The sequence below is a fragment of the Microbacterium sp. SCN 71-21 genome (genome assembly GCF_001725695.1).
In the GTDB taxonomy this organism is placed as follows: domain Bacteria; phylum Actinomycetota; class Actinomycetes; order Actinomycetales; family Microbacteriaceae; genus Microbacterium; species Microbacterium ginsengisoli.
On sequence record NZ_MEGA01000012.1, the window covers coordinates 25953 to 39373 of the forward strand.

Annotated in this window: 13 protein-coding genes; 4 read left to right on the top strand and 9 right to left on the bottom strand. The window is 70.4% G+C overall.

The window, feature by feature from the left end; genetic code table 11:
- Positions 1-5: 5 nt before the first annotated feature.
- From ABT08_RS02895 to ABT08_RS02915, 5 genes are all read right to left on the bottom strand, one after another.
- Positions 6-1202 carry a UbiA prenyltransferase family protein gene (locus ABT08_RS02895; protein ID WP_288113938.1) on the bottom strand — a complete coding sequence of 399 codons (1197 nt, stop codon included), beginning with the start codon at positions 1200-1202 and terminating at the stop codon, positions 6-8.
- On the bottom strand, positions 1199-3001 hold the full coding sequence (locus tag ABT08_RS02900; protein ID WP_288113940.1) for an ATP-binding protein: 1803 nt from the start codon (positions 2999-3001) through the stop codon (positions 1199-1201). The genes ABT08_RS02895 and ABT08_RS02900 overlap by 4 nt, the downstream gene beginning before the upstream one ends.
- A gap of 53 nt (positions 3002-3054) precedes the next feature.
- On the bottom strand, positions 3055-4275 hold the full coding sequence (locus ABT08_RS02905; protein WP_056209900.1) for an MFS transporter: 1221 nt from the start codon (positions 4273-4275) through the stop codon (positions 3055-3057).
- A gap of 91 nt (positions 4276-4366) precedes the next feature.
- Positions 4367-5821, bottom strand: a complete 1455-nt coding sequence (rpsA, locus tag ABT08_RS02910; protein WP_288113942.1) for a 30S ribosomal protein S1 — start codon at positions 5819-5821, stop codon at positions 4367-4369.
- A 190-nt stretch (positions 5822-6011) separates the two neighbouring features.
- Complete coding sequence (locus tag ABT08_RS02915) at positions 6012-6620, bottom strand: hypothetical protein (RefSeq protein WP_056209904.1); 609 nt, start codon at positions 6618-6620, stop codon at positions 6012-6014.
- 67 nt (positions 6621-6687) lie between these two features.
- On the opposite strand from ABT08_RS02915, the gene ABT08_RS02920 reads away from it, so the two are divergent.
- Together ABT08_RS02920 and ABT08_RS02925 are read left to right on the top strand one after the other, a co-directional pair.
- Positions 6688-7302 (top strand): MarC family protein, encoded by a 615-nt coding sequence (locus ABT08_RS02920; RefSeq protein WP_082483240.1) that lies wholly within the window; start codon positions 6688-6690, stop codon positions 7300-7302.
- A 193-nt stretch (positions 7303-7495) separates the two neighbouring features.
- On the top strand, positions 7496-7984 hold the full coding sequence (locus ABT08_RS02925) for an FBP domain-containing protein (protein WP_056209908.1): 489 nt from the start codon (positions 7496-7498) through the stop codon (positions 7982-7984).
- Positions 7985-7997: 13 nt separating this feature from the next.
- Here the strand turns inward: ABT08_RS02925 and ABT08_RS02930 are convergent, their stop codons facing one another.
- Together ABT08_RS02930 and ABT08_RS02935 are read right to left on the bottom strand one after the other, a co-directional pair.
- Complete coding sequence (locus tag ABT08_RS02930; protein WP_288113945.1) at positions 7998-8759, bottom strand: SDR family oxidoreductase; 762 nt, start codon at positions 8757-8759, stop codon at positions 7998-8000.
- Positions 8756-9256 carry a GNAT family N-acetyltransferase gene (locus ABT08_RS02935; protein ID WP_200930926.1) on the bottom strand — a complete coding sequence of 167 codons (501 nt, stop codon included), beginning with the start codon at positions 9254-9256 and terminating at the stop codon, positions 8756-8758. The genes ABT08_RS02930 and ABT08_RS02935 overlap by 4 nt, the downstream gene beginning before the upstream one ends.
- A gap of 70 nt (positions 9257-9326) precedes the next feature.
- On the opposite strand from ABT08_RS02935, the gene ABT08_RS02940 reads away from it, so the two are divergent.
- Both ABT08_RS02940 and ABT08_RS02945 read left to right on the top strand, forming a co-directional pair.
- Positions 9327-10082, top strand: a complete 756-nt coding sequence (locus tag ABT08_RS02940; protein ID WP_045246507.1) for a phosphatase PAP2 family protein — start codon at positions 9327-9329, stop codon at positions 10080-10082.
- A 28-nt stretch (positions 10083-10110) separates the two neighbouring features.
- The gene (locus tag ABT08_RS02945) at positions 10111-11145 is read left to right on the top strand and encodes an LLM class flavin-dependent oxidoreductase (protein ID WP_288113946.1); all 1035 of its coding nucleotides are present in this window, start codon (positions 10111-10113) and stop codon (positions 11143-11145) included.
- Between the two features lie 35 nt (positions 11146-11180).
- Here the strand turns inward: ABT08_RS02945 and arr are convergent, their stop codons facing one another.
- Together arr and ABT08_RS02955 are read right to left on the bottom strand one after the other, a co-directional pair.
- Complete coding sequence (gene arr, locus ABT08_RS02950; protein WP_056209915.1) at positions 11181-11603, bottom strand: NAD(+)--rifampin ADP-ribosyltransferase; 423 nt, start codon at positions 11601-11603, stop codon at positions 11181-11183.
- 92 nt (positions 11604-11695) lie between these two features.
- Entirely contained in the window at positions 11696-13264 is a 1569-nt protein-coding gene (locus ABT08_RS02955; protein WP_288113948.1) for a carbohydrate-binding protein, read from the bottom strand.
- Positions 13265-13421 lie beyond the last annotated feature (157 nt).

A 13421-nucleotide genomic window follows, 5' to 3' on the forward strand; every position in this document is an offset into this window, starting at 1 on the left:
CGACGTTACCGCGATGACGCGTGCGACACGCTCGGCGCGAAGACGACGGATGACTCGTCGGTCGCGGCCGCGCGAGCCGCCGCCGCGCGCGCACCGTCGACCATCGCGGACGTCTCGAAGCCGACGGTGGTGCTCAGCGCCGCCCCGACGCCGATCGCAGGAAGCACGACGCCGTCCTCCTGCACGAGCGTCTCGATCACGCCGCGGTACAGCAGCGCCGCCTGGCGACGCGCGTCGGGCGGGCTCGCGGCCATCGCGCACGTGAGCACGACACCATGCTCGATGGCGAGCAGCGCGTTCGCGACGCTGTATCGACGAGCAGCGGCCGCGACGCTCGCCCGCAGCTCCGCGAGGACGTCACCGCCGAAGGAGGCGGAGATGTCCTCGGCCGCGTCGATGTGCACCGCGCACACGACGACGAACTCGGTGCGCTCGGATCCCTTGCGCAGCAGCAGGTCCACCATGCGGCGGAATCCTTCGGCGTCGAGGTACCCCTCGCGCATCCCGGGCATCACGGCTCCCGCCGAGAGCAGCGTCTCACGGGGACCGAGCTCGTAGCGGAGGATGGATGTCGCGACCAGCACGACGACGGTGAACACGATGAAGAACGCGCTCACGGGGCCACTGCCGAGCCAGAGTTGGAACAGCGGCTGCCCGGAGCCGACGGTGATGACCACGACGCCGCGCAGGATGTACACGACAGCCTCGGCGAGGAACGCGATGCCCAGCACCTTGCCGAATCCGAACCGTGAGAGCCGGCCGCGCAGGCAGTACCACGATCCCACCGCGGCGAAGATCCCGATGCTGAGGAACAGCCACGCGCCCCCGGCCCACGCTCCCGCGTCCGGCCCGTCGACGAGCGTGGAGATCGCCGTCGCCACGCCGAGCCCGAGACCGAGCAGGAGCGGCCCGCCCGCGCGCCGGCCGTCGGCGACGCGGCATCCGATTGCGAGCGCGGCGGCCGCGGCGACCATCGTCGCGTTGCCGACGGCGAGGGCCGCCGTGCTCGCCCAGCCGGAGCCGATCAGGGCGTTCCAGACGACGTACGCGATCACGCCGATCGCGCTGAGCAGGTAGCCGAGGGACCAGAGCTGCACGGGACCGCGGTCCCGACGCACCAGCGACGTGACCACGAAGATGGCGGCGGCCGTCAGGAAGATCAGACCTGAGACGAACGACGCGGTGAAAGCATCCAGGATCATGCTCCACGCTCCTTCCAGACCGATCCGACCTCCGCCGCGCGCGGGGAGCGCTGGGCGAGTTCGGTCAGGTCTGCGGGTGCCGGAGAGTCGAGCGCCTCGGCCGATGCGGGCAGGCGCACCGTGAAGACGCTTCCGATTCCGGGCGTCGATTCAACGGTGATGTCGCCACCGTGGGCGCGCACCAGGTCACGCGCGATCGACAGGCCCAGTCCTGTACCGCCCGTGCGGCTGGCGTCGGCGCGGAAGAACCGTTCGAACAGGCGACCGAGGGCGTCCCGCGACATCCCGATGCCGGTGTCGGTGACGGTCAGCCAGGTCGAGAGGCCGTCGGATGTCGCCGCGAGCGAGACGGTGCCGCCGTCGCGGTTGTACTTCACGGCGTTGCTCACGAGGTTGTCGAGCACCTGACGCATGCGGAGGGGGTCGGCGTAGGCGCGCACGTGGGCGATCTCGTCGATCTCGATCTCGATGCCTCGCTCGGCGGCGCTCGGGCGATAGGCGACGCCGCTGGCCCGCAGCATCTCGGCGACGTCGATGTCCTGCTGCGCCACGGTCAGGTCCGCCGACATCTCCGATCGACTCGAGGCCGTGAGGATGTCCGACACGATGCCGAGGAGTCGCTCGGCGTTGCGCTCCGCGACCTCCAGACTGCCGCGCGCGTGCGCCGGGACGTCGGGGTCGTCGATGGCGAGCTCGAGGTATCCGATGATCGAGGTGAGCGGCGTGCGCAGCTCGTGCGAGACGGACGCGACGAGCGAGTCGCGGGCGCGCAGAGCCGTGAGCTCGCTCGTGACGTCGCGGGAGACGATGACCGCCCCCGAGTCGGCTCCGTCGGCGGCGAAGGTGCGGCGCACCGACACGCTCAGCGCACGCCGGCGCGACCCCGGTGCGCCGAACCACACCACCTGGTTGTCGAACACCTCGCCCCGCGCGGCGCGCGCGAACGGGATGTCGTGCGCATCGAGCGGGGTGGCACCGTCGGCGGCGTAGACCGATGCGGTCCCGCTCGGGGTCGCGCTGTCGGCGACCCGCGCCGCGCGCTGCAACCGGTCGTGCGCCTCGTTCGCGACGGTGATCGAGCCGTCGGCGCCGAGTCGGAGCACGCCGAAGTCGATGGTGTCGAGCACCTCCGCCAGCAACACCTCCTGTCGGAGGGAGCGCTGCAGGGTGATGGACATCGCATCGCGCTGACGGGAGAACAGCCGACGCTGAGCCGCGAGCTGTCGGGCACCGACGAGGCTGAGCGTCGCCACGATCAGGAAGACGAGCGGTGTCGTGATGGTCGCGAACCCGAGGGTCTGTCTCGCGTCGATCGTGGGGAGGATCACGAACAGCCCCAGCACCGAGACGAGGGAGACGAGATACCCGGCAGCCCCGAAGAACACCGACAGCCAGATCACCGGCAGCACGAGCATGCCGCCGATACCGGCGGTGGGCGCCGCCTGCCGCATCACATAGATGGCGACGACGTCCAGCAGCGGAAGCGCAAGGCTCGCCCACGCGTTCAGACTCCCCCACGGAACGATGAACGCGGCGCACGTGGCCCCGAACAGCAGCACGAGGCCGACGGCGAACAGGCCCACGTCTCCCGGCAGCGGGAACAGGAACGTCCAGAGCGCGAGCAGGCCGATCGCCGCGAACAGCGTCGTCTGCAAGACGATCACTGTGCGCGCGCGAGCGCTCTCCAGCAGCGGAGGCAGACTGAACATCGTGACCGCCCGATGCAGGATGACCTGCAGGACGTCGTTCGCCTGGCTCCCCGGCGGAGTCGACCCCTCTCCTGCGCCAGTTGACGGCATAGTGCGACGTTACCGCCCCGAGACCCTCCGTGCCGACCGATCCGACGGGCGCGTCATGACGCCGCCTGCACCGGGCGGGCGCCGCGGCCCGGGAGGAGCGTCAGAGCGATGAGGGCGGCGGTCAGCTCCAGCGCGATCACGGCGGCCGCGAGGGCCGGCCAGCCGAGACCCGCGAACACCAGTCCGAGTGCCCAGCCGAACAGACTCGACCCGATGTAGTAGCCGAGGTTGTAGAGCGCGGATGCCTGCGCGCGACCACCGGGCGCCGCTGACACGGGCGCCCAACCCGACGCGATCGCGTGCGCCGCGAAGAAACCTGCCGTGAACACGAGGAGCCCGACGATCACCACCGGCAGCGACGGAACGACGGTGAGCGCGATGCCGACCACGAACATGCCGATCGAGGCGACGAGCACCCGACGCCGGCCGTGCCGTGACGCCAGCCGGCCCGCCCACGGCGAGGAGGCCGTGCCGGCGAGGTAGGCCACGAAGATCAGGCTCACGAGCCAGGCGGGCACGCCGTACGCCGGACCCGCGAGCTCGAAGCCGAGATAGTTGAACAGCGCGACGAACCCGCCCATCAACAGGAATCCCTGCGCGTAGAGCGCCCATTGCATGCGGGAGCGCAGGTTGCCGACGAGTGCCGCGCGCACACGGGTGAGGGTCAGAGCGGATGCCGCGGCGAACCCGCGCGCACGGGGCGCGAGCACGAGGAAGAGCACCGCCGAGCCGGCGCACACGAGCGCGACCACGAACACCCCGATGCGCCAGTGACCGAGCTCCCCGAAGGGACCGGCGATGATGCGTCCGGCGAGTCCGCCGATCGTCGTGCCGGCCACGTACGATCCCGCCGCCGCGGCCGTATGCCGGGCGTCGACCTCCTCGGCGAGGTACGCGAGCGCGAGGGCGGGCACCGCTCCGAGAGCGATGCCCTCGACGAGGCGCGCGGCGAGCAGCAGCGGCAGCGTGGGCAGCAGCGGCGCAAGCAGTCCGAACAGGGTCGCCGCGGACACGCCTGCGGCCATAGCCGGCACGCGGCCGATGCGGTCGGCGACGATCGACCAGGGAAGAACCGCGACCGCGAGGCCGAGAGTGGCCGCGGACACCGACAGTGCGGCGCCCGCGGCCGACACGGAGAAGTCGGCGGCGATGAACGGGAGCACGGCCTGCGGCGAGTAGAGCTGGGCGAAGGTGGCGACGCCGGCGAAGAAGAGCCCGGCGAGCAGGCGCCGGTAGGACCTGCTCCCGGGAAGGTGCCCCGAGAAGTCCGTCACCCCTTCACGCTACCCGTCTCGGTGCCCCGGACGACGACGCGGGCCGGAGCCCGTAGGCTCCGGCCCGCGTCGTGCTGCGGAATGGTGCAGGTCAGTTGCCGGCGAGCTTCTCACGAAGCGCGGCGAGAGCCTCGTCGTCGGCGAGAGTGCCCGAGGGGCCCTCATCGCTCGAGAAGGAGGACGGTGCGGCGTCGACCGAGCCGAAGCCGGCGGCCTCGGCCTCGAGCGTCTTCGCGACCTGGGACTTGTGCGCCTCCCAGCGCGACTGGGCGGCAGCGTATTCCTGCTCCCACTTCTCGCGCTGCTCCTCGAAGCCTTCCTTCCAGGCGTTGGTCTCCGGGTCGAAGCCCTCGGGGAACTTGTACTCCCCGTTCTCGTCGTACTCGGTGGCCATGCCGTACAGGGCCGGGTCGAACTCAGTGCCGTACGGGTCGACCGACTCGTTCGCCTGCTTCAGCGAGAGCGAGATGCGACGACGCTCGAGGTCGATGTCGATGACCTTGACGAAGACCTCTTCGCCGACCGACACGACCTGCTCGGCGAGCTCGACGTGCTTGCCGGAGAGCTCCGAGATGTGCACGAGGCCCTCGATGCCGTCAGCGACGCGCACGAACGCACCGAACGGCACGAGCTTGGTGACCTTACCGGGCGTGACCTGGCCGATCGCGTGCGTGCGGGCGAAGACCTGCCACGGGTCCTCCTGGGTCGCCTTGAGCGAGAGCGACACGCGCTCGCGGTCGAGGTCGACCTCGAGGATCTCGACGGTGACCTCCTGGCCCACCTCCACGACCTCGCTCGCGTGCTCGATGTGCTTCCACGACAGCTCGGACACGTGAACGAGACCGTCCACACCGCCGAGGTCGACGAACGCACCGAAGTTGACGATCGACGAGACGACGCCCTTGCGGACCTGACCCTTGTGCAGGTTGTTGAGGAACGTGGTGCGCGACTCCGACTGCGTCTGCTCGAGCAGGGCGCGGCGCGACAGCACGACGTTGTTGCGGTTCTTGTCGAGTTCGAGGATCTTCGCCTCGAGCTCCTGGCCGAGGTACGGCGTCAGGTCGCGCACGCGGCGCAGCTCGATGAGCGAGGCGGGGAGGAAGCCGCGGAGGCCGATGTCGACGATGAGGCCGCCCTTGACGACCTCGATGACCTGACCGGTCACGACACCGTCGTTCTCCTTGATCCTCTCCACGTCGCCCCAGGCGCGCTCGTACTGCGCGCGCTTCTTGGACAGGATGAGGCGACCTTCCTTGTCCTCCTTCTGGAGGACGAGCGCCTCGACGTGGTCGCCGACCTCGACGACCTCGTTGGGGTCGACGTCGTGCTTGATGGAAAGCTCGCGCGAGGGGATGACGCCCTCGGTCTTGTAGCCGACGTCGAGGAGAACCTCGTCGCGGTCGATCTTCACCACGGTGCCTTCGATGAGGTCGCCGTCGTTGAAGAACTTCAGGGTCTTCTCGACCGCGGCCAGGAAGTCCTCGGCAGATCCGATGTCGTTGATCGCGACCTGCTTGGTGGCCGGGGCGGTCGTTGCAGTAGTCATGTAGTGGGGTGTCCTAGTGGAGGGTGTTCTGGCCCCGGCACGCGTGTCTGCCCACGAGAAGCGGAGAGTTTTCGCGACGCCGCACGCCACGAGAGTGCGAGCGGATGCTTCGAGCCGGAGCGAAGCGGATTGTTGGCGTCCTCACGGGCGCGCGCGCAAACGCGCGTCACGTGGGTGACGCCTCAGGATATCAGAAGCGATCGGATGCCGCAGAGGTGCCGGGCCACCACGCCGGTAGGAGCGCTCTGGCCCGCTCGGCGGCCTCCGCCGTCTCGCGGTCGTCGACACCCGCGAAGGCGCGGATGAACGCGGCGACGCCGGCTCCGATGTACGCGGCCGCCTCACGGCGGGCCGCGGCATCCGTCGGCGCACCCGCGACCGCGCGGGCGGTGAAGGAGTGCAGCGCGATCTCGGCGCGGTCGGCGAGCCGCTGTGCGAGCATCCCCCCGAACACAGCGCCGGTCGGGCCCCCGAAGAGCGCCCGGTAGACGTCGCGCTCGGCGACGACCGCGTCGAGTGTGTCGACGAGTGCCGAGGTGTAGACGACCGCCAGCGCCTCGGCGTCGCCGCCCTGGGCGTCGGCGTCGACGGTGCCGAGTCGGTCGATCTCGCCGGCGAAAGAGCGCATCGCGAAGTCGAGCACATCGGTCGCGTGCCCGTAGAAGGTGGTGCGGTGCACGCCGGCCTCGCGGCACAGATCGGAGACGGTGATCTGGTCAAGGCGCCGCTCTCGCAGCAGGGCGCGCAGCGCCGCGTCGAGCGCGGCGCGGGTGCGCACCTGGCGGGGGTCGTCGGCCATCCACCCATCATGGCGCCAATGACCGCCGATGCCGCGAGCTCGACCTCCCATCGGCCACAATGTGGGGGTGATCACCGTCTTCATCGCGACGCTCGCCGCCCTCCTGCCGATCACGAACCCCGTCGGCGCCGTCGCCGCGTTCGCCGGACTCACGTCGAGATTCGACGCACGCACGCAGCACGCGCAGGCGTGGCGCACGGGCCTCTACGTCGGCGGCATCCTCGTGGTCTTCACGGCGATCGGCACCGTGCTGCTCTCGGTGCTCGGAATCAGCCTCGCGGCCCTGCAGATCGCCGGCGGACTGGTGGTGATGCACGCCGGATTCGGCATGATCGTGCCCCGGGTCGTCGCGACCCCCGACGAGCAGACCGAAGCCCAGACCAAGGCCGACATCAGCTTCTCCCCCATGGCCCTGCCGCTGGTCGCCGGGCCAGGTGCCATCGGCGTCGTGATCGGGCTCGCCGCGCGCAACCCCGACGTCCTCGACCGGGTCGCGATCGCCGCGGCATCCGTCGTGATCGCCGTGGTCGTCGCCCTCGTGCTGCGCTACGGCACCCCGCTGGTGGACAAGCTCGGACCGACGGGGATCGGGGCGCTCACCCGGGTGATGGGCTTCCTCATCCTCGCGATCGGGGTGGAGCTGGCCATCCACGGCGTGCTCGCCGCCGTCCCCTCGCTCTGATCCGCGCGGACACCGGCGGGCATAGACTGCCGCCGTGAACAACGGGAAGACGACGCCCTCGGGCGTGAGGAGGTCGCCGATGCCCCGTGCATCGGCATCGACGGCGCGCTGAGCGCCTTCGTCGCGCGCACCTCTGCGAGTGCGCACCTCTTCCGCCGGCTCGCCGGATCGTCAATCTCGAAAGGTCTTCTCCATGCGTCCCCTCGACGACGCGCGCCTGCGCGCGTGTCTTGTCAATGCCTCCCTCTCCGAGCGGAAGAGCCTCGTGCTCCCCGACGATCTCGCCGGCCGAGACTGGTCCTCGCTCGACTTCCTCGGCTGGCGCGACCGCCGAGCGCCCCTCGTCGGCTGCGTCGTCGCCGACATCGACGGCGAGCCCGTCGGGGTTCTGCTGCGTGAGGCCGAGACCCGCACGCGCAGCCGCCCGCAGTGCTCATGGTGCTCCGACGTCGAACTTCCGAACGACGTGGTGCTCTTCACCGCACGCCGAGCGGGTGCGGCCGGGCGTCGCGGCGACGGGATCGGCACGCTCGTGTGCGCACGATTCGAGTGCTCCGCGAACGTGCGCCGACGCCCCTCTCGCTCGTTCGCCGGGTTCGACCCCGAGCTCGCCCGCACCGAGCGCATCACCGCGCTGCGCGCGCACGTCGACGCGTTCGTACGCGAAGTCGCGAGTCGCTGAGGGGTGGGCCGACTCAGCGGGTGCGCTGCGTCGCGAGCCAGGCGTCGAAGTCGATCGTGCCGACGATCAGCGGCGCGTCGAGCGCCGCGTCCGGCAGGTTCGCACCGTCGCGCATGCCCTTGAGCTGATCGGTCGCCGCGGGGATCGGAAACCGGATCCCCCGGTGACCGGTCGCGCGCGCCCACGCCTTCACGAGACGCGGAAGCTCCTCGACGCGGGGGCCGGCGACGTGACGGATGCCACCCGCCTCCGCGTCCTCGACGGCGTCCACCAGGATCTCGGCGAGCTCTCCCAGATCGACAGGCTGCAGGCGCGCCGGGAACACCGCGTGCACCGGGCCCCATCCGCCTGACGACCAGATCTGCCCGGCGAACTCGTGGAACTGTGTCGCGCGGACGATCGTGTGCGACACGGACGCGTCTGCGTAGACCCGTTCCTGTGCGAGCTTGCCGGCGTAGTAGCCGTGGGGGTTGCGGTCGATGCCGACGATCGAGAGCGCGACGACACGCGTCACACCGTGCTCGGCCGACGCGCGCACGATGTTCGCGGCCGCTGCCCGGAAGAACTCCGTCGCCTCCTGCGCGTGCAAGGTCGGCGTGTTCACCGCATCGATGACCGCATCCGCTCCGGCGAGCGCCTCACGCACCTGGCCGAGGACGAGCACGTCGACACCCGTCGCCCGCGACAGGGCGAACACGTCGTGCCCACGGCGGGTGGCGGCATCCACGATCCGTCGACCCGCGGCACCCGTGGCCCCGAAGACCGCGACCCTCATCGCGTCGCCACCGCGTGCAGAGCGGCGCCCGACAGGCGCTGCGTCGTCCATTCGTCCATCGCCACGGCCCCCAGTTCCCGATAGAAGCGGATCGACGGTTCGTTCCAGTCGAGCACCGTCCACTCGAGGCGGGTGTAGCCCCGCTCCTCGCACACGGCGGCGAGCGCGGCGATGAGTGCCGTACCGTACCCGCTCCCGCGGTGCGCCTCGTCGACGAACAGGTCTTCCAGCCAGATCCCGTGACGACCTGTCCACGTCGAGAAGGTGACGAACCAGAGGGCGATACCGACGATCACGCCGTCCTTCTCGACGACATGCGCGAAGGCCTGGGGCTGCGCGCCGAAGAGGGTGCCGGTGAGGTCGGCGAGCGTGGTCTCGACGGCGTCGGGCTCGTTCTCGTAGACCGCGAGCGCATGGATGCTCGCGAGTATCCCCGCCTCATCGCCCGGCCGCCCCCCGCGCAGCACGGCCCCGTCCCCCAGCGTGTGCTCGCTCATGGGCCGAGCGTACCGAGCGGCTTTGCGAGAATCGACAGCGACGCGTCGAACCGGCGAGGAAGGACATCGGATGCCGCACCCCACCCGCACGCGCCTTCCTGCTCCGCTGCGGCGGGCGGCAGCGGAGGTGCACCCGTACACGGCCCTTCTCCTCACCCTGGTGATCGGGGGGCTGCTCGCCTACGCGCTGAGCTGGCTGGCGGAAGAGGTGTACGACTCCGTCGCCGTGGGCAACGGCGAGGGGATCGCGGGCATCGACCGGCCGGCGCTCGACGTCGCCCTGACACTCCGCTCGCCGGTCGTCGACACCGTCGTGACGCTGTTCACCGATCTCGCCGGCCCGATCGTGATGCCGATCATCGCAGCGGTCGCTGCGCTTGTGCTCGGCCTGCGGCGCCGTTCCTGGACGCCGGTGATCCTGATCGTCGCCGCCGGAGTCGGATCGCTGCTGATGACCGTCGCCGGGAAGCAGGTGATCGGTCGGGAGCGACCGCCGCTCGAACAGGCCGTGCCGCCGTATGAGTACACGCCGTCGTTCCCCAGCGGTCACACGCTCAACGCGGTCGTGGTCGTGGGAGTCATCGCCTACCTCCTCATCCTCCGGCGGCGCACGCGAGGCGCGAAGCTCGCCCTCGGGATCGGAGCGGCGGCGTTCGCGGTGCTGGTCGGTCTCAGTCGCGCGTTCCTCGGCCACCACTGGCTCACCGACGTGATCGCCGGATGGCTCCTCGGTGGCGCGTGGCTCGCGGTCGTGATCACGGCTCACCGCGCGTCGCTCGTCGTACGGGATGTCCGGGCAAGCCGCGGCATCCATTCGTCGGAATAGAAACCGCACCTCGGAGGTTGCGTCAGACATGAAGAGCTTCGGCACACTCTCGTTCGGTCACTACGGCCCGCTCGGCGGCGGCCACCAGCTGAGCGCCCAGGACTCGCTGCTCCAGGCGATCGACCTCGCCCAGGGACTGGACGAGTTGGGGGTGAACGGCATCGCGTTCCGCGTGCATCACTTTGCGCGCCAGCAGGCCTCTCCCATGCCGCTGCTCGCCGCCATCGCGGCGCGCACCTCGCGCATCGAGGTCGGCACGGGCGTCATCGACATGCGGTACGAGAACCCGCTCTACCTCGCCGAGGAGGCGGCGGCCGTCGATCTCATCAGCGACGGCCGACTCGCCCTCGGAGTAAGCCGCGGCTCACCCGAGACCGTTGTGCGCGGGTACGAGGCGTTCGGCTACACCGGGTCGGAGGATCCGCGCGGGGCCGACATCGCGCGGGAGCACTTCTCGCTGTTCCTGCGCGCCATCGAGGGCGAAGGACTCGCCGAGCGCGACCCGTACAGCCCGTTCGGCGGCGGCACCGGGCTGCAGCGCATCGAGCCGCACTCCCCCGGCCTGCGCTCACGCATCTGGTGGGGCGCCGGCAACCGCGACAGTGCAGAGTGGGCCGGAACCGTCGGCGTGAACCTCATGTCGTCGACACTTCTCACCGAGGCCGACGGCACGCCGTTCGACGTGCTGCAGGCGCAGCAGATCGACGCGTTCCGCGGCGCATGGACGGCGGCCGGTCACCCCGGCGAGCCGCGTGTCTCCGTCTCCCGCAGCATCTTCCCGATCACGACCGCGGAAGAGGCGCGCTACTTCGGGGGCGGCGCGGGCGATGACCAGATCGGCGTCATCGACGGCATCCGCTCGACGTTCGGCAAGACGTACGCGGCAGAGCCCGACGTGCTCGTCGAGCAGCTGCGGCAGGACGAGGCCCTGCAAAGCGCGGACTCTCTCATGATCACGATCCCGAGCCAACTCGGCGTCGCGTTCAATCTGCGCCTCATGGAGTCGTTCGCGACGTATATCGCACCCGCGCTCGGGTGGGAGCCGACCGTCGCGACGGTCTGAGCTCAGGTCGCGGAGGTTTGAGCTCAGGTCGCGACTCAGTTGAGGATCTCGCCGCCGCCTCCGGCACGGATCACCGCGAGCCGCTCCCGCCACGCGGCACGCGCGTCGGGGGCGAGTCGATTCCAGTCGGCGACCTCGTCGAGCACCCGCAGCGACGAAGCGCTGCGGAAGGAGCGCGTGGGGTTACCGGGGAACTTCTTGTCGGTGACGTTCGGATCGTTCTCGAACGCTCCCGTCGGCTCGACCGCATAGACCCTCGGCGTCGCGCCGTCGCCGGAGAGTTCGGCGGCGATCTCCGCCGCGAGCCCGGCGCCGTCGACGAGCGCCGTGAAGTAGACGTGGTTCATGACCACCTCGGGACGGTAGTTCGAGCGATGCCCGGCCGTGAGGAGATCACCCGGCTGCAGGTCTGCCGTCGTGCCGTGGAAGTAGGGTCCGGGGTCCAGGGGATCGACCATGCGGTGATCCTCCCACCAGACCGGCGCGTATGCGTGCGCAGTGCGGGAGGGAAGGGGGTGCCCGTGCCGGCGCACGGACACCCCCTTGTCTCTCAGCTCAAGGCGCTGAGGAACCCGTTGGTGTAGGCCAGCGACGACGTGCCCGACGACACCGAGTTGCACGTGGCAGACGCGGTCGAGGTCGGCGTCGCGCACGGGACATCCCGGTCGAGCAACCAGAAGTGCACGCCGGCGAGGCCCGCGCTCTTGGCGTAGTTCGCGACCGTCGTGATGTCGGCAAGGGTGAACACCTCGCTGGACACGTCGTTGACCCCGATCATCGGCGTGAGCTCGATCTTCGAGAACGGCACCCCGTAGCTGTGGTTCAGGTTGACCGCGGCCTGCACCGCCGAGCGACCCATGTCGCAGCTGCCGGAGACGACGACGCAGTTGGTCGCCGAGGCGGAGCCGAAGTCCATGGTCATGAGGTTGACCGTGTAGTTCGTCAGCGACGACGCCTGGATGGCCTGCACCACCGCGGCTCCGGTCGAGTTCAGGCCGCCGTAGCTGCCGTCGCTCGCCGCGAGGGTCGCGAGGGTGAACGAGAAGCGCAGGTTCGGGTAGGCGCTCTGCGCGCCGGCCGCCGACGCCACCAGGCTCGAGATCTGCGCCGGCGACTGACCGCCCTCGATGTCGAAGTCGATGCCGACGAGGTGGCTTGACGCGTAGCGCGCGATGAACGACGTGAGACCCGCCGCACTGCCGCACGTGAAGGTGCCGGCCGCGCCACCGGTCGAGATGACGTAGTCGACGCCGGCCGCATCGAGGGATGCGATGTTCGCGGCCGCGAAGGATGCCGCATCCACCCCTCCCCAGTTCTCGCCCGTGCAGGTGCCGGTCGCAAAGCCCAGGGTGACCGCCCGGAGGGAGGTCGCCGAACTGCCGAGCACACCACCCGCGCCGATCAGCGGTCGCGCGGTGCCGGTGACAGCCGTCTGGAGCTTCAGCGTGTTCCAGTTCATCGAGATGGTGGCGTCCTTGTACGGGCTGAACAGGAAGCCGGGCGCCGTGCCGGTCGACGGTGTGGGCGTCGGGGTCACCGTGGGCGTCGGGGTCGGCGTCGGAGAGGCCGTCGGACTGGAGGTCGGCGTCGGGGTCGGCGTGCTGCCACCGCAGCTGCCTGTGGCCGTCCAGGGCTGGCCGGTGCCGACGGTGCCGTTGTGGGTCGCGGGCTCGTCGCCGCGGGTCCACCAGTTGGCCCGGTACACGATGCCGCCTTCGGATGCCGTCTGGCCGCCGGTGTAGGTGTCGGTCGCCGACCAGGCAGCGACGCACGCCGCGCCGGTCGGGCTCGGCGTGGGAGTCGGGCTCGCCGTCGGCGAGGACGTCGGGACGGGCGTCGTGCTCCCGCCACAGGCACCCTGGGACGTCCAGGGCTGGCCGGTGCCGGACGCGCCGTTGTTCGTCACCGGGTCGTCGCCCCGGGTCCACCAGTTCGCACGGTAGGTGACGCCGTTGCTGCTGGCGGTGTTCCCGCCGACATAGGTCGCGGTCGCACTCCAGGCCGGGGCGCAGGTCGTGTCCGCGAAGGCGGATGTCGCGACGATCGGGACGGCGACCGCGGCGACCACCACGGCGGTCACCACGAGCCCGATGCGTGCGCGAAGGGATGTTCTCTTCACAGTTGCCTCGTTCGATAGATGGCCGGGGCGAAGACCGTGCGGCTCCCCCGGCGGTGTCAGATGAACGGCCGTCGTTCGTCACCGCCGCAGACCCTGCGCCGGCATCGGGCCGCGTGTCGACGATAGGGGCGAACCTTCAGTAAGACTGTAACTCCAT